This is a genomic window from Rhodococcus sp. D-6, assembly GCF_040256695.1.
GTDB classification, from domain to species: Bacteria; Actinomycetota; Actinomycetes; order Mycobacteriales; family Mycobacteriaceae; genus Rhodococcus; species Rhodococcus pyridinivorans.
Window position 1 is genome coordinate 1,438,031 of record NZ_CP132970.1, and the last position, 15,698, is coordinate 1,453,728.

The 15,698-nt window shown below is 68.9% G+C and carries 14 protein-coding genes; 10 read left to right on the top strand and 4 right to left on the bottom strand.

What is annotated here, in order from left to right; translation table 11 throughout:
- Positions 1 to 54 precede the first annotated feature (54 nt).
- Positions 55 to 306: a helix-turn-helix domain-containing protein gene (locus RBB84_RS06840; RefSeq protein ID WP_026061044.1), complete on the top strand. Its 252-nt coding sequence runs from the start codon at positions 55 to 57 to the stop codon at positions 304 to 306.
- A 17-nt stretch (positions 307 to 323) separates the two neighbouring features.
- Here the strand turns inward: RBB84_RS06840 and RBB84_RS06845 are convergent, their stop codons facing one another.
- Together RBB84_RS06845 and acnA are read right to left on the bottom strand one after the other, a co-directional pair.
- Positions 324 to 890, bottom strand: a complete 567-nt coding sequence (locus RBB84_RS06845) for a TetR/AcrR family transcriptional regulator (protein WP_064256288.1) — start codon at positions 888 to 890, stop codon at positions 324 to 326.
- A 105-nt stretch (positions 891 to 995) separates the two neighbouring features.
- Positions 996 to 3,800, bottom strand: a complete 2,805-nt coding sequence (gene acnA / locus RBB84_RS06850; protein ID WP_016695699.1) for an aconitate hydratase AcnA — start codon at positions 3,798 to 3,800, stop codon at positions 996 to 998.
- 342 nt (positions 3,801 to 4,142) lie between these two features.
- On the opposite strand from acnA, the gene RBB84_RS06855 reads away from it, so the two are divergent.
- From RBB84_RS06855 to RBB84_RS06890, 8 genes are all read left to right on the top strand, one after another.
- Complete coding sequence (locus tag RBB84_RS06855; protein WP_024100824.1) at positions 4,143 to 4,691, top strand: DUF6676 family protein; 549 nt, start codon at positions 4,143 to 4,145, stop codon at positions 4,689 to 4,691.
- A 359-nt stretch (positions 4,692 to 5,050) separates the two neighbouring features.
- Complete coding sequence (locus RBB84_RS06860) at positions 5,051 to 6,988, top strand: NlpC/P60 family protein (RefSeq protein WP_350247306.1); 1,938 nt, start codon at positions 5,051 to 5,053, stop codon at positions 6,986 to 6,988.
- 327 nt (positions 6,989 to 7,315) lie between these two features.
- Positions 7,316 to 8,440, top strand: coding sequence for a MoxR family ATPase (locus tag RBB84_RS06865; protein ID WP_051121564.1), 1,125 nt, complete (start codon positions 7,316 to 7,318; stop codon positions 8,438 to 8,440).
- Complete coding sequence (locus RBB84_RS06870) at positions 8,437 to 9,396, top strand: DUF58 domain-containing protein (protein WP_064256286.1); 960 nt, start codon at positions 8,437 to 8,439, stop codon at positions 9,394 to 9,396. The genes RBB84_RS06865 and RBB84_RS06870 overlap by 4 nt, the downstream gene beginning before the upstream one ends.
- Positions 9,393 to 10,373, top strand: coding sequence for a VWA domain-containing protein (locus RBB84_RS06875; protein WP_064060318.1), 981 nt, complete (start codon positions 9,393 to 9,395; stop codon positions 10,371 to 10,373). Before RBB84_RS06870 ends, RBB84_RS06875 begins: the two co-directional genes overlap by 4 nt.
- Before the next feature lie 65 nt (positions 10,374 to 10,438).
- The gene (gene fabG1, locus RBB84_RS06880) at positions 10,439 to 11,188 is read left to right on the top strand and encodes a 3-oxoacyl-ACP reductase FabG1 (RefSeq protein WP_024100828.1); all 750 of its coding nucleotides are present in this window, start codon (positions 10,439 to 10,441) and stop codon (positions 11,186 to 11,188) included.
- 46 nt (positions 11,189 to 11,234) lie between these two features.
- Positions 11,235 to 12,041 carry an NADH-dependent enoyl-ACP reductase InhA gene (inhA, locus tag RBB84_RS06885; RefSeq protein WP_006551519.1) on the top strand — a complete coding sequence of 269 codons (807 nt, stop codon included), beginning with the start codon at positions 11,235 to 11,237 and terminating at the stop codon, positions 12,039 to 12,041.
- Between the two features lie 22 nt (positions 12,042 to 12,063).
- Entirely contained in the window at positions 12,064 to 13,140 is a 1,077-nt protein-coding gene (locus tag RBB84_RS06890; protein WP_006551520.1) for a ferrochelatase, read from the top strand.
- A gap of 13 nt (positions 13,141 to 13,153) precedes the next feature.
- Here the strand turns inward: RBB84_RS06890 and RBB84_RS06895 are convergent, their stop codons facing one another.
- Positions 13,154 to 13,834, bottom strand: a complete 681-nt coding sequence (locus tag RBB84_RS06895) for a helix-turn-helix domain-containing protein (RefSeq protein WP_024100829.1) — start codon at positions 13,832 to 13,834, stop codon at positions 13,154 to 13,156.
- A gap of 169 nt (positions 13,835 to 14,003) precedes the next feature.
- Here RBB84_RS06895 and RBB84_RS06900 point away from each other — a divergent pair, with 169 nt between their 5' ends.
- Complete coding sequence (locus tag RBB84_RS06900; RefSeq protein WP_064256285.1) at positions 14,004 to 14,834, top strand: class I SAM-dependent methyltransferase; 831 nt, start codon at positions 14,004 to 14,006, stop codon at positions 14,832 to 14,834.
- 35 nt (positions 14,835 to 14,869) lie between these two features.
- Here the strand turns inward: RBB84_RS06900 and RBB84_RS06905 are convergent, their stop codons facing one another.
- Complete coding sequence (locus tag RBB84_RS06905) at positions 14,870 to 15,679, bottom strand: hypothetical protein (protein ID WP_064256284.1); 810 nt, start codon at positions 15,677 to 15,679, stop codon at positions 14,870 to 14,872.
- Positions 15,680 to 15,698: the final 19 nt, after the last annotated feature.

Below are 15,698 nucleotides of genomic sequence, written 5' to 3' on the forward strand. Positions count from 1 at the left end.
GACAGTCCTCTAGCCTGGGAAAGGGACCTTTGGCGAGGGCGCAGGGAGGATCCGATGGCGCGAAATTCCGGTGGTGGAGAGACGACCTACGCGAAGGGAGCCCGAGTTACAGGGGAATCGCGGGACCGCTTGCAGGAGGATCTGAAGCGCCGCTACGAGGAAGGCGCGAGCATTCGGAGGCTCGCGCAGGAAACCGGTCGATCCTACGGTTTCGTGCACAACGTTCTCGTGGAGTCGCAGGTGCGGCTGCGGGGCCGCGGCGGCCCGAACCGTCGTCGGGCGGCTGCGAGCGACGAGAAGGCGTGAGGAACGGATCCGGCGCGTCAGTCGCGCCGGCGCACGGATTCCTCGACGAGGTCCAGAACCGCGACGAGGTTCTGTTCGGTGTGCCCAGAAGCGAGGCGGGCGACGAGTCCGTCGAGCACGAGGTCGAGATAACCCAGGACGACTTCGGTCGGCACGTCGTCGCGCAGCCGGCCCGCTTCCCGCTGCCGTTCGAGGCGTCCGACGGTGGCCTCGGTGAGTTCGGCCGAATGCTGCGTCCACGCCTTCGCGAACTCGGGGTCGGTGCGGAGACGGCGCGTGATCTCGAGCCGCGTCCCGAGCCAGTCGAACTGGTCGGGGGAGGACAGCATGTCGCGCATGACCTGCACGAGACCCTCGTTGGCCGCGACGTCGGCCATCCGCCTCGCATCCTCCTGAGCGAGGGCGAGGAACAGCCCGTCCTTGTCCTTGAAATGGTGGAAGATCGCGCCACGGGACAGACCCGTGGCATCTTCGAGCAGTCGCACGGTCGCGCCGTCGTAACCGTATTCGGCGAAGCAGCGACGGGCACCGTCGAGGATCTGCCTGCGCCGCGCGGCGAGATGGTCCTCACTGACCTTGGGCACGCGCCACTTCCTTTCTGCTCGATGGAGACGGCGGGCCCGAGACGAGTCTCGTCCCGGGCCCGCCGCTTCACACAGATGTGACCGAGCGGGTCACGAGCACTGCTCTCAGCCGCGGATCATGTTCCGCAGCACGTACTGCAGGATGCCGCCGTTGCGGTAGTAGTCCGCCTCACCGGGGGTGTCGATGCGGACGACAGCGTCGAAGGTGACCTTCTCGCCGTTGTCCTTGGTCGCCGTGACCTTGACGGTCTTCGGCGTGACGCCCTCGTTGAGCTTCTCGATGCCCTCGATGTCGAAGACCTCGGTGCCGGTCAGGCCCAGCGACGCGGCCGACTCGCCCGCCGGGAACTGCAGCGGGATGACGCCCATGCCGATGAGGTTCGAGCGGTGGATGCGCTCGAAGGACTCGGTGATGACGGCCTTGACGCCGAGCAGGCGGGTGCCCTTGGCGGCCCAGTCACGCGAGGAGCCGGAACCGTACTCCTTGCCACCGAGGACGACCAGCGGGATGCCGGCCTTCTGGTAGTTCTGCGAGGCGTCGTAGATGAACGCCTGCGGAGCACCGTCCTGGGTGAAGTCGCGGGTGTAACCACCGGAGACACCGTCGAGCAGCTGGTTCTGCAGACGGATGTTCGCGAAGGTGCCGCGGACCATGACCTCGTGGTTGCCACGACGCGAGCCGAGCGAGTTGTAGTCCTTGCGCTCGACACCGTGGGCGTCGAGGTACTGCGCGGCCGGGGTGCCCGGCTTGATCGGACCGGCCGGGCTGATGTGGTCGGTGGTGACCGAGTCGCCGAGCAGCGCGAGGACGCGAGCGCCCTTGATGTCGCTGACGGCGTCCGGCTCCATCGTCATGCCCTCGAAGTACGGAGCCTTGCGGACGTACGTCGAGTCCTCGTCCCACGCGAAGGTGTCGCCCTCGGGGGTCTCGAGGTTCTGCCAGCGCTCGTCGCCCTTGAAGACGTCGGCATAGGACTTGCGGAACATGTCCTGGTTGATCGCCGACTTGATGGTGTCGTCGATCTCCTGGGCGGAAGGCCAGATGTCCTTCAGGAAGACGTCGTTGCCGTCCTTGTCCTTGCCCAGCGCGTCGGTCTCGAAGTCGAAGTCCATCGTGCCCGCGAGCGCGTACGCGATGACCAGCGGCGGCGAGGCCAGGTAGTTCATCTTCACGTCGGGGGAGATACGACCCTCGAAGTTGCGGTTGCCGGAGAGCACCGCGGTGACCGAGAGGTCGTTGTCGTTGACGGCCTTCGAGATCTCCTCGGGCAGCGGGCCGGTGTTACCGATGCAGGTGGTGCAACCGAAGCCACCGAGGTAGAAGCCGAGCTTCTCGAGGTACGGCCACAGGCCGGCCTTCTCGTAGTAGTCGTTGACGACCTGCGAACCCGGAGCCATGTTGGTCTTGACCCACGGCTTGGTGGACAGGCCCTTCTCGACGGCATTGCGGGCGAGCAGCGCGGCGCCGAGCATGACCGACGGGTTGGAGGTGTTGGTGCAGGAGGTGATGCCCGCGACCACGACGGCGCCGTGGTCGAGGACGAACTCGCCGCGCTCCTCGGAGACGACCTTGACCGGCTTCGACGGACGTCCGTGGGCGCCGTTGGCGGCCGAGTGGACGTCGACGGCACCGTCGTCCGCGAAGGACAGCACGGCCGGGTCGGACGCCGGGAAGGTCTCCTCGACGGCCTCGTCGAGCTTGGTGTGCTCGGCCGGGAGGTTCTCCTCCACATAGTTGTGGATGTCCTTGCGGAAGGCGACCTTCGACTCGGACAGCAGGATGCGGTCCTGCGGGCGCTTCGGGCCGGCGATCGACGGGACGACCGTCGACAGGTCGAGCTCGAGGTACTCGGAGAACTCGGGCTCGCGGCTCGGATCGTGCCACAGGCCCTGCTCCTTGGCGTACGCCTCGACGAGAGCGAGCTGCTCGTCGCTGCGGCCGGTCAGGCGCAGGTAGTTGATGGTCTCGCCGTCGATCGGGAAGATCGCTGCGGTCGAACCGAACTCGGGGCTCATGTTGCCGAGGGTCGCGCGGTTGGCGAGGGGGACCTCGGCCACGCCGGCGCCGTAGAACTCGACGAACTTGCCGACGACGCCGTGCTTGCGCAGCATGTCGGTGACGGTGAGCACGACGTCGGTCGCGGTCACGCCGGGCTGGATCTCACCGGTGAGCTTGAAGCCGACCACGCGCGGGATGAGCATGGAGACCGGCTGGCCGAGCATCGCGGCCTCGGCCTCGATGCCGCCGACGCCCCAGCCGAGCACGCCGAGGCCGTTGACCATCGTCGTGTGCGAGTCGGTGCCGACGCAGGTGTCGGGGTAGGCCTGCCCGTTGCGGACCATGACGGTCGGGGCCAGGTACTCGATGTTGACCTGGTGGACGATGCCCATGCCCGGGGGAACGACGCGGAAGTCGTCGAAGGCACCCTGGCCCCAGCGCAGGAACTGGTAACGCTCGCCGTTGCGCTCGTACTCGAGGTCGACGTTGCGCTCGAGGGCGTCGGCGCGACCGAAGTAGTCGAGGATCACCGAGTGGTCGATGACCATGTCGGCGGGGGAGAGGGGGTTGACCTTGTTCGGGTCGCCGCCCAGGGTGGTCACGGCCTCACGCATGGTGGCGAGGTCGACGACACAGGGGACACCCGTGAAGTCCTGCATGATCACGCGCGCGGGCGTGAACTGGATCTCGATGCTCGGGTCGGCGGAGGGATCCCAGTTGGCGATGGCCCGGATGTGATCGGCCGTGATGTTGGCACCGTCCTCGGTGCGCAGCAGGTTCTCGGCCAGGACCTTCAAAGAGTAAGGAAGTTTCTCGGTGCCGGGGACGGCCGACAGGCGGAAGATCTCGTAGGAGTTGTCTCCGACCTGCAGCGAACCCTTGGCGCCGAACGAATCACTACTGGTGCTCACGTCAGCTCCACTCGTCGTTTCGGCTGGCCGCCGACGGGGCTGTGTCGACGGCTGAAGCGAGGCACACGACGTCCGCCCGCGGCCCGTGGCCCGGATGCAGTAGTCGTGGCGTCTCGCCCTCGATTCTAACAGTACGCTTGTCCTGTATTGAACCGAAGTCGGGTCCGTCGTGTCGACGAGGCGTCCCACCGGCATCGGTCCTGCTCGCGACGAGTGCTTCGAGCCGCCGTCGCGCGATCGCGTAGTGTTCTCCCTTGCCGCACGGGTGTGGCGCTTCGTGTCGTCTCCGCGCGACCGGATCGCCGTATCGCCCGGCTTCCGACCCTGCACCACCGGAGAGAGATGTCTGCGCCACTGCTTCGCATACCGGGCCCTGCGCTCACGGATCTTCCTGCCGGGGTCTCGGTCGAAAAAGTGCTCGCCGATCTCGCCGACGACCAGGTGGCGGCGCCCTCGCAGTACGTCGACGACCTCGTCGCCGAGGTGCAGCGCGCGCAGGAGAACGGGATCGACCTCAGCGTGGTCGTACTCGACCGGGACCCCCGTATGGATTCGCAGCTGCGCGATCTCGCGACGGAGGTCGGCGCCGAGGACGGCGGAACGGTGCTGGTCCTCAGCCCGGGATGGGTCGGGACGTTCAGCGAGGATCTCGACCGCGTCACTCTCGAGGCCGCCCAGGATCGCACCTACACCGGCGATCCGGTGGTCTCCACACGCAACTTCGTCGACTCGGTGCTCGAGCCGTCACCGCCCTGGACGCTGATGACGCTGCTGATCGTCGCGGTGGTCGCCCTTGCGGCCGGCGCGACCTGGCTCGCCAAACGCCGCCGCGCGGACGGTGACGCGACCGTTGCCGGAGGTAACGGATCGTCATCGGCCAAGGACGTCTGAGGTCTCTTTCCCGTCACCGCGGAGATCTTCTCCGGGTTGTCCTCGCCCCGATCGTGACGGAATCCGGCAGGGAAGATCGTTCGTTGTCCTCACGGTGTTCCTCGGTGTCCGCTCCGTGTTCTTTCGGAGTTCTTCCGGCCGATCTTCGTGACTGTCATGCGACATACCCCTGAGGTGTCGTACGGTTCTCATGACGCTCTTGGGGAAGGTGTGTCACAACCCGGCTCGTGGGGACGCTGTCCGCAGCCGGTGTACGACTGCAGCGTGTGAGCCGTGGGGCACCCACGGCGAGCGGATGCTGCCTGCCTTCCTCGGGTCGTCCGGCCGGATGTCTCGGCCACCAGGTGCGACCGAGGGAGATGCAAGTGAGACGGTTCGGTATCCACGGAGGGATTCCGCGACGGTCGGGGCCGGACGGCACCGCCACGACGCTCACTGCAGGCCGTCGACCCGACGGTCCGACGCCCGGTCGCACCCCGCGGACGCGCACCGGCACGCTCCTCGCCGGTTTGGGGTTGGTCACAGCCGTGCTCCTTACCGTGACCACGACGGCGTCCGCCGCACCGCCCCCGCCGCCGAACCCTTCGGACGCCGAGATCGACCGCGCTGGTGCGGCCGTCGCGGCCAACATCGACCGGGTCGGGCAGCTGATCGTCCGGATCGCCGGCGCGGATCAGCAGCTCGCCGAGCTCGACGCGCACGTCGCCATCCGCCGCGAGGACGTCAACCGCGCCCTCGTCGATCTCCAGAGCGCGCGCGACGCAGCGGATCTCGCCGAACGGGTGGTCGTGGATTCCGGCCGCGCACTCGACGACGCCGCCGACCGGATCTTCGCTGCCCAGAAGAACTTCGACGCGTTCGTCCGCGACAGCTACACCCGTGGTGCCAACTCGGTCTCCCTCGCGGCCTTCCTCGACGTCGACGGTCCCGACGATCTGCTCGACCGCGCCCAGGTCATGCGGTTGCTATCCGCCGGGCGCGCCGCGGTGCTCGATGCGCTCCAGCGCGCCCGGGCCCAGGAGGCCAACTCCCACTCGCGGGCACGCGCGGCCAAGCTCGAGGCCGATGCGGCGGCGGAAGCCGCCGAGCAGCGCAGGGCCGAGGCCGAGGCCGCGATTGCCGTCGCGCGAGCGGAACTCGGTCGGCAGGCCGCGGAGAAGTCGCGCATCGAGCAGGAACGTGCGAACGCGCAGAGCGAACTCGACCGGGCCCGCGTGAACGTTGCGGGCCTGGAAGGGCAACGCGCGCAGTACCAGGACTGGGACCGTCGCCGCGCAGCCGAGGAAGCAGCTGCCGCGGCGGCCGCCGAGGAGGCACGGGTCGCGGCAGCCGCGGCAGCCGAGCGTGTCGCCGCCGACGCCGCAGCCCGGGAACGTGCGGCGGAACTCGCCAACGGCCGTCGCCCCCACACGCTGATCGAGGAGTCTCCGTCGACCGGCGAGAGCGACGTCGCCTCACCGGGTGAGGTCACCACCGAATCCGGAGCGCCGGAGGGCAGTGACACCGATACGAGTGACACCGATACGAGTGGCACCGATACGAGTGGCACCGATACGAGTGGCACCGATACGAGTGGCACCGACACGGCTGCACCGGACTACACCGACGACGCCACGGTCCCGGACGGTACCGACGGTGGAACCGTCCCAGACGGTACCGACGATGGATCCGTCCCGGATGGCACCGACAGCGGCACGATCCCCGACGAGGACGAAGACGAGGACAGCGGCGACGACGGTGGGATCGACTGGGAGAACCCGGATCCGGGCGACCCCGTCGTGGAGACCCCCGGATCGGGGACCGGGGGATCGGGTTCCCGCCCCTCCACACCGAATTCGACGCCCGGGACCCCGTCGCGTCCGTCCGTCACCGGTCCCGCTGCGGTAGAGATCGTCATCGACCGTGCGATGTCCCAGATCGGCGTCCCGTACGCGTGGGGTGGTGGCAACGAGAACGGCCCGACCCGCGGTATTCGCGACGGCGGCGTCGCCGATGTCCACGGCGACTACGCCAAGGTCGGCTTCGACTGCTCCGGACTGATGATCTACGCGTTCGCGGGCATCGGCATCTCGCTCCCGCACTACACCGGCTACCAGTACACGGCCGGTACCCAGGTTCCGTCGTCGCAGATGAGACGGGGCGACATGATCTTCTACGGGCCCAACGCCAGCCAGCACGTCGCGCTGTATCTCGGCGACGGGCAGATGCTCGAGGCGCCGCAGTCGGGATCGTTCGTGAAGATCTCGCCGGTACGCTGGGGCGGCATGACACCGTACGTGGTGCGCATGGTGTCGTGAGGGCGAGGTTTGCCGCGGCCCTCGTACCACCGAGGGCGGGCGCCATCCGGTCGTTTCCGGGTGCCGTCTCCCGGTCGGTGCAGGGGCGACGACACACCGAGCCGGCACCTGCAATAGTGGTGCAGCAGGTGTTTCCAGCGGAGCGACGTAGGCGAAAGCGGTGGATTGTTGGTGACCTCACGCGAGGGTGGGACGTCCGGTTCGGCGACGCCGGGCGACCAGGGCGGTAACGACGGACGCAAGAACAACCAGGCTGCGGCGGGTGCCGCGCCGGCGCCGAAGGCGGCCGGTGCGAACGGTCCGGCTCCGCAGGTGTCCGGCGCGAACATGCGGAAACCCGGCGACGCTCCTGCGAAGGCGTACGACCCCGCCGACGACGTCCGTCTCCTCGAACGGGCCATCTACGAGGTCAAGCGCGTGATCGTCGGCCAGGACCTGCTGGTCGAGCGGATGCTGGTCGGTGTGCTCGCGCGCGGGCACGTGCTGCTCGAAGGCGTTCCCGGTGTCGCGAAGACGCTGGCCGTCGAGACCTTCGCGAAGGTCGTCGGTGGGTCGTTCTCCCGCGTGCAGTTCACTCCCGACCTCGTGCCGACGGACCTCGTCGGTACCCGCATCTACCGGCAGGGACGCGAGGAGTTCGACACAGAACTCGGACCGGTCGTTGCGAACTTCGTGCTCGCCGACGAGATCAACCGCGCCCCGGCGAAGGTGCAGTCGGCGCTGCTCGAGGTGATGGCCGAACGCCACGTCACGATCGGTGGCAAGACCTTCCCGATGCCCGAGCCGTTCCTCGTGATGGCGACGCAGAACCCCATCGAGAACGAGGGCGTTTATCCGCTGCCGGAAGCGCAGCGCGACCGTTTCCTGTTCAAGGTCCTCGTCGACTATCCGTCGGTGGAGGAGGAACGCGAGATCGTCTACCGGATGGGTGTCGCCGCTCCCGAGCCGAAGCAGGTGCTCGACAACGAGCAGCTCCTGCGCCTGCAGAAGATCGCCGGCCGTGTGTTCGTGCACCACGCGCTCGTCGACTACGTGGTGAGGGTCATCTTCGCGACGCGTCGGCCCGCCGAGCTCGGCCTGCACGACGTGCAGGGCTGGATCGCCTACGGCGCCTCGCCCCGCGCGACGCTCGGCATCATCTCCTCGGCGCGTGCCCTGGCGCTCGTGCGCGGTCGCGACTACGTGGTGCCGCAGGACATCGTCGACGTCATCCCCGATGTGCTCCGCCACCGCCTGGTGCTGTCCTACGACGCGCTCGCGGACGACGTCTCCCCGGACCAGATCATCACCCGAATCCTGCAGACCGTGGGTCTTCCGCAGGTCGCGCCCCAGGCGAACGCACCCGTGCCGACCGCGACCCCCGGCCCGGCGCCTGCCGATCCGCGGGCCGCTGCCGGTCAGCAGGCGCCCATCGGTGCACCTGATCCGCAGGGAGGTGCGGGCGCGCGGTGAGCACACGTCCTCACGACGGGTCGCCACCGCGGTTCCGGACCGGTGAATTGCGCGATCCCGCGCTCACCGCCGCGCTCCGCACCCTCGAGCTCACCGTGCGGCGCCGTCTCGACGGCGTCCTGCACGGCGACCATCTCGGTCTGATCCCGGGCCCCGGTTCCGAGCCGGGGGACGCCCGCGAGTACCAGCCGGGTGACGACGTGCGGCAGATGGACTGGTCGGTCACCGCGCGCACGACGCACCCGCACGTGCGGCAGACCGTCGCCGACCGGGAACTCGAGACGTGGCTCGCGGTCGACCTCTCGGCCAGCCTGGACTTCGGTACCGGCATGTGTGAGAAGCGCGACCTGGCGATCGCAGCGGTGGCCGCGCTCGCGCATCTGACCACCGGCAGCGGGAATCGGATCGGCGCGGTGATCTCCACCGGCAACGAGACGGCCCGCGTCCCCGCGCGTGGTGGGCGGCTGCACGCCCAATCGTTGTTGCGTACCGTCGCGACAACCCCGCACGCACCCGACGGGACCCGCGGTGATCTCCAGGGGCTCGTCGAGTCGCTGCGACGTCCCCAGCGCCGCCGCGGTCTGGCGGTCGTGGTGAGCGATTTCCTCGGCCCTCTCGACTGGGAGCGCTCCCTGCGGGCACTGTCCGGCCGGCACGAACTGCTCGCTGTCGAGATCGTCGATCGCCGCGACCTCGAACTGCCCGATCTGGGCGACGTGGTGCTGCACGACCCGGAAACGGGCCGCACCCGTGAATTCACGACTACTCCCGAACTGCGGGCCGACTATGCGCAGGCCGCCGTCGAGCATCGCGCGGCCGTGCACCAGGCGCTGCGCAGTTCAGGTGCACCGGTGCTGACGTTGCGCACCGACCGCGACTGGATCGGCGATGTCGTCCGATTCGTCGCGGCCCGGCGGCACAGCTTCGGCGCACCCTCACGGCAGGGGGGACGATGAGCCTGTCCGGTTTCACTTCACCGTGGTGGCTGCTGCTGTTGTTCGTCGTCGCCGCCCTCGGCGGCGCATACGTGCTGGTCCAGCGCCGGCGCCAGACGAACACGCTGCGCTTCACCAATCTCGAGCTGCTCGAGAAGGTCGCGCCCGCCCGCCCGGGACGCGCTCGGCACATTCCCGTCGCACTGTTGCTCGTCGGACTCGTCTTCCTCACCGTGGCGCTCGCCGGCCCGACCGCCGAACAGCGGGTGCCGCGCAACCGGGCCACGGTCGTGCTTGTCATCGACGTGTCGTTGTCGATGGAGGCCACGGACGTCGCGCCCACACGACTCGCCGCCGCACAGGAGGCGGCCAAGCAGTTCGCCGACGACCTGACGCCCGGCATCAACCTCGGTCTCGTCGCGTTCTCGGGTACCGCCTCGGTCCTGGTCTCGCCGACCACCAACCGGGAGGCGAGCAAGTCCGCGATCGACAACCTGCAGCTCAGCGAGCGCACTGCGACCGGCGAGGCGATCTTCACGGCGATGCAGTCGATCGACACGCTCGCCGCCGTGCTCGGCGGTAGCGACCAGGCGCCGCCCGCGCGGATCGTGCTGCTGTCCGACGGCAAACAGACCGTCCCCGAGAGTCCCGACGATCCCCGCGGGGGCTTCACCGCGGCGCGGCAGGCGGCGGAGAAGGGAATCCCGGTCTCGACCATCTCGTTCGGCACCCAGACGGGCACCGTCACCATCGAGGATGATCGGATCCCCGTGCCCGTCGACGATCCGTCGCTCAAGGAGATCGCGAATCTCTCGGGCGGGAGCTTCTTCACGGCGGCAAGCCTCGAAGAACTCGAGGACGCCTACAACACGCTCGAGGAGCAGATCGGCTTCGAGACGACCCGCGGCGACGCCAGCCGTCCGTGGCTCATGCTCGGAGCGTTCTCGGTGATCGCGGGGCTCGGCGCCGCGATGGTGTTGCGCCAGCGGCTGCCCTGATCCACCTTGTGCACGCTCACGGAGCGTTTTCCGTCCCGGCCAGGCCACCAGATAGGTTGGAATGCATGACTGACGCAGATAGTGCCGCAGCGTCCACGCGCGCGGGTGCCACCCCCCGATCCGTCCTCGTCACCGGTGGAAACCGCGGGATCGGCCTCGCCGTCGCCCGTCGCCTGCAGGCGGACGGCCACAGGGTCGCCGTGACCCACCGCGGTTCGGGCGCGCCCGACGACCTGTTCGGTGTGCGGTGCGACGTCACCGACGCCGACTCGGTCGACGCCGCGTTCAAGGAGGTCGAGGAGCATCAGGGTCCCGTCGAGGTGCTCGTCGCGAATGCGGGCATCACCGACGACACCCTGCTGATGCGCATGACCGAGGACCAGTTCAGCTCGGTGATCGACGCGAACCTCACCGGCGCCTTCCGGTGCGCCAAGCGCGCCAACCGTGCGATGCTCCGTGCCCGTTGGGGCCGCATGATCTTCCTCGGCTCCGTGGTCGGCCTCGCCGGTCAGGCCGGTCAGATCAACTACGCGTCCTCGAAGGCCGGTGTCATCGGGCTCGCCCGTTCGGTCACCCGCGAACTCGGTTCGCGATCGATCACGGCCAACGTCGTCGCTCCCGGTTTCATCGAGACCGACATGACTGCGGATCTGTCAGACGACCTGCGCGACACGGCGAAGAAGTTCATCCCGCTGCAGCGACTCGGCAAGCCCGAGGACGTCGCAGCCGTCGTCAGCTTCCTGGCCTCCGACGACTCCGCCTACGTCTCCGGCGCCGTGATCCCGGTCGACGGCGGCATGGGCATGGGCCACTGACGGTCTCGCGACCACATCCGAATCTCACTGGAGGACCGACACACTCATGGGCGGACTGCTCGAGGGCAAGACCATTCTCGTCACCGGCATCATCACCGATGCCTCGATCGCCTTTCACACCGCGAAGGCCGCGCAGGAACAGGGCGCGAAGGTGATCATCACCGGCTTCGAGCGACTCCGGTTGATCGACCGGATCGCGCAGCGTCTCCCGCAGCCGGTGCCGCCGGCGATCTGCCTCGACGTGCAGAACCAGGAGGATCTCGACGGTCTCGCCGACAAGATCCGCGAACTCGCACCGGAGGGGATCGACGGTGTCGTCCACTCCATCGGTTTCGCACCCCGGTCCTGCCTGGGCAGCCCGTTCCTCGACGCGCCCTGGACGGACGTCGCGGTGGCGCTCGAGGTGTCGGCCTACTCCTACGGCGCGCTCGCCAAGGCCGTCCTACCCGTCATGAACGAGGGCGGTTCGATCGTCGGAATGGACTTCGACCCGTCCCGGGCCGTGCCGTTCTACAACTGGATGGGTGTCTCCAAGGCGACGCTCGAGTCGGTGAACCGCTACGTGGCCAAGGAAGTCGGCCCGCGCGGTATCCGTTCGAACCTCGTCGCCGCCGGCCCGATCAAGACGCTCGCGGCCAAGGCCATCGCGGGCGACGCGACCGGCCCGGGCGCGGAGATGAACCGTCTGAACGAGGGTTGGTCGGCGGCGTCCCCGATCGGCTGGGACGTCGACGATCCGACGCCCGTGGCGAAGACCGTGTGTGCGGTGCTGTCCGACTGGCTACCCGGGACAACGGGATCCATCGTCTACGTCGACGGTGGTTTCCACTCCCAGGTCGGCTTCGGCAGCTGACCGTACGACGGAAGGCACTCCCATGACGAACACCCCCGGGGCGTACGACGCGCTGATGCTGCTGTCGTTCGGCGGACCGGAAGGACCCGACGACGTGCGGCCGTTCCTCGAGAACGTCACCCGCGGACGAGGGATCCCGCCGGAACGACTCGACGAGGTCGCGCAGCACTATCTGCACTTCGGGGGTGTCTCGCCGATCAACGCCTTGAACCGGGCGATCATCGACGCCGTCCGCGCCGAGTTCGACGTGCACGGTATCGATCTGCCGATCTATTTCGGCAACCGCAACTGGCATCCCATGGTCGAGGACACCGTCGCGCGGATGCGCGACGAAGGGATCCGTAACGCCCTGGTGTTCGCGACCTCCGCCTGGGGCGGCTACTCGGGTTGCCGGCAGTACCACGAGGACATCGCGCGGGCGCGGGACGCCGTCGAGGACGCCCCGCAGCTGACGAAGCTGCGGCACTTCTACGACCACCCGCTGTTCCTCGATGCCGTCACCGACGCCGTGCGCGCGGCCCGCGTCGAACTCGCCGACGACGTGCGCGATTCCGCGCGCGTGGTGTTCACCGCGCACTCCGTTCCGACCTCCTTCGACGCGACCGGTGGTCCGCCGGAGGAGGGCGGCCGTCTCTACAGCCGGCAGGTCGCCGAAGCGGCGCGGTTGGTGGCCGAGGCGCTCGGCGAGGGCGACTACGACCTGGTGTGGCAGTCGCGGTCCGGTCCGCCGCAGGTGCCGTGGCTCGAACCCGACATCGTCGACCACATCGATGCGCTGCACGAACGGGGAGTCCGAGCCGTCGTGGTCGTGCCGGTCGGGTTCGTCTCCGATCATCTCGAGGTCGTGTGGGATCTCGATACCGAGGCTCGCGATCGGGCCGCTGAGCTGGGCATGGGCTTCTCTCGTGCGGCGACGGCCGGAACCGACCCGCGCTTCGCGCAACTCGTCCGCGAGCTCGTCGAGGAACAGCGGGAGGGGGTCACCGCCCGTCGCTGCGGCACCGAACCGCTGCTCGGGTCCGCGTGCAACGGGAGCCTGTGCGCCGTCGGGTGCTGTGAGCCGCCGAAACGCCCGTCCCGGCCCGCCGCGAACGGATAGATGCCTCCGAGCCTCACCGGGCGGAGTGCCCGGCCGGTGAGGCCAGAGGGGAGTCGAACCAGCGGGGCAGCGATCGGCGCAGGGCGCTCGGACCGTCGACGACTACGGCGCCCGAGCGCAACGCGTCCGGCCAGGTCGCTTCGCCACGCCAGATCTCGGTCAGCTCCCGCAGTCCCGTCGTCACCCGGATCGAGACCTCGAATCCCGGGTCCTCGTCGCACACGTCGACGTCGTGCGGCGTGATGACCATCCACCACCGGCGCGACGCGTGAGTGACCGTCGGGAAGACGAACTCCACGACCACCCGGGATTCCGGCAGGGCCGCATGGTCGACGTGCCGGTGCATGTCCCACATCAGCAGTCGCGGATCGAGGTCGACCTCGCCGAGTTTCCCGGTCCACCGCGTGCCCCACGCACCGAGTGCGTCGACGACGGTCTCGAGATCGCGTCCCGCCGGGGTGAGCACGTATCGGACGTCGTTTCCGTCCTCGAGGCGCTGCACGATGCCCGCCGCTGTGAGCTGGTGCATCCGCTTCGACAACAGCGTCGGCGACATGCGGGGCAGGCCGCGTCGGAGGTCGTTGAACCGTTCGCTGCCGAGCACGAGTTCGCGCACCACGAGCAGCGTCCACCTCTCGTCGAACAACTCCATCGCCTTGGCGACGGGACAGAACTGGTGGTAGGGCGGGCCCATGATCGGATCGTAGGCCGGTCGGACCGCCGCGACCAGCACGGATGAGCGGCGGTGCAGTACAGATTGTGTACTGGAGGACACCGCGTCCGCGTTCCTACAGTCGATTTGTGACCCGGGCCGCTTCCGAGACGGTGCCGAAGCCGGGTCCCTCGACAGGAGGAATCCTCTGATGACCGACATCTCCACGACACACGACGCCGATCTCGCCCTGAAGGCCAAGCACCGGGCGATGTGGGCACTCGGCAACTATCCAGCGGTGGCGACCGAGGTCATCGCCGAACTCGGCCCCGCTCTCGTGGCCGCGACCGGAATCGGTCCGGGCGACCGTGTCCTGGACATCGCCGCCGGATCGGGCAATGCGTCGATCCCCGCCGCGCTCACCGGTGCGACGGTGCTCGCGACCGACCTGACCCCGGAACTGTTCGAGGTCGGCCGCCGTGACGCCGAAGCGGCAGGTGCGACGCTCGACTGGCAGGAAGCCGATGCCGAAGCGCTCCCGTTCGACGATGCGAGCTTCGATGCCGTGATCTCTTGCGTGGGAGTGATGTTCGCGCCCCACCACCGGGCCGCGGCCGACGAACTGCTCCGGGTGACCCGCCCGGGCGGACGTATCGGGCTACTGAGCTGGACCCCCACCGGCTTCATCGGGCAGATGTTCGCGACGATGAAACCGTATGCGCCACCGCCCCCGCCGGGTGCACAGCCGCCGCCGCTGTGGGGCGACGAGGTGCACGTGCGCGAGCTGATCGGCGACCATGTCACCGACCTGCAGGCACGCACCGAGAACCTGCGCGTCGAACGCTTCGCGACCGGGGAGGACTTCCGCGAGTTCTTCAAGTCCGCCTACGGCCCCACCATCGCGGTGTACCGCAACATCGCGGACGACCACGATCGGGTCGCGGCTCTCGATCTCGACCTGCTCGAACTCGCCCAACGTCACGATCTCGGTGGGGGAGCGATGAATTGGGAGTACCTGTTGGTCACCGCGCAACGGAGTTGACGCGCACTGGAGTCGACGCGCACTGTCGGCCGCGGTCAGTGATGGTGCTCGGCCCGCAGAGCCGCCGCGACCGCACCGGTGCGGGCCTCGCGGACCGCGCCCCACAGCGGCTGCAGCGCGCCCTCGCGGCCGGTGGCGGCGGACACCGAACCGGCCCGCAGACCCCCTCCGCGACCGGCCACGGTGAGGATCGCCGCGACCTGGTCTGCGGTGTCGAGGACGCGCACGGCACGTGCGGGCAGTGACGGGGGATAGCGGTGCCGCGCGAGTTCGGCGACCTTCTCGGCGATCTCCGTCCGCGGATCGGTGCGGCGCCCGTCGGTGCCCACCGTCGGGATTCCGCTCAACGCGGAGGCGGCATCACGAACCGCCTCGCGGATCGCGAACTCGGCCGCACCGAGACCACCGTCGACCGCGATCTCGGGTACCGCCGGCAGCGTGAAGACGTTCCACCGTAGGACGTCCGGACCCTCGATCACGGGTACCAGACCCAGCCCCGGGGTTCCGGGCGCTCCCACGACGACGCCTTCACCGGCAGCCAGCGCCGCGGAGGCGAACGCCGTACCGGCAGGCAACGCGCGGACGTCGCCCGGGGCGGGAAGGACGAGATGCAGACCGGCGCCGGCGGCGGAATCGACGCGGCGGATCAGGGTGAGCAGCAGGGCGGCACCGTCGGCGACACCCTTGTCGGGCAGATCCGCCGCGGAGGCCGTCGCCGCATCGTGGGCACCCACGAGATGCATCGGCGCCCACTCGTGCAGCGCATCGATCACATCGTCGGGGGAGGCGTGACCGGACAGCCACGACCCCGCCCACACGGTCAGCGTCAGGCTCGGAGAACTCACCCCGAAAGCATACGGCGAC

Excerpts from the sequence above, each read along its gene's own strand:
- RBB84_RS06840 (WP_026061044.1), top strand. The coding sequence starts at position 55 with ATGGCGCGAAATTCCGGTGGTGGAGAGACGACCTACGCGAAGGGAGCC.
- RBB84_RS06855 (WP_024100824.1), top strand. The coding sequence starts at position 4,143 with ATGTCTGCGCCACTGCTTCGCATACCGGGCCCTGCGCTCACGGATCTT.
- RBB84_RS06860 (WP_350247306.1), top strand. The coding sequence starts at position 5,051 with ATGCAAGTGAGACGGTTCGGTATCCACGGAGGGATTCCGCGACGGTCG.
- RBB84_RS06865 (WP_051121564.1), top strand. The coding sequence starts at position 7,316 with ATGCGGAAACCCGGCGACGCTCCTGCGAAGGCGTACGACCCCGCCGAC.
- RBB84_RS06875 (WP_064060318.1), top strand. The coding sequence starts at position 9,393 with ATGAGCCTGTCCGGTTTCACTTCACCGTGGTGGCTGCTGCTGTTGTTC.
- fabG1 (WP_024100828.1), top strand. The coding sequence starts at position 10,439 with ATGACTGACGCAGATAGTGCCGCAGCGTCCACGCGCGCGGGTGCCACC.
- inhA (WP_006551519.1), top strand. The coding sequence starts at position 11,235 with ATGGGCGGACTGCTCGAGGGCAAGACCATTCTCGTCACCGGCATCATC.
- RBB84_RS06890 (WP_006551520.1), top strand. The coding sequence starts at position 12,064 with ATGACGAACACCCCCGGGGCGTACGACGCGCTGATGCTGCTGTCGTTC.
- RBB84_RS06895 (WP_024100829.1), bottom strand. The coding sequence starts at position 13,834 with ATGGGCCCGCCCTACCACCAGTTCTGTCCCGTCGCCAAGGCGATGGAG.
- RBB84_RS06900 (WP_064256285.1), top strand. The coding sequence starts at position 14,004 with ATGACCGACATCTCCACGACACACGACGCCGATCTCGCCCTGAAGGCC.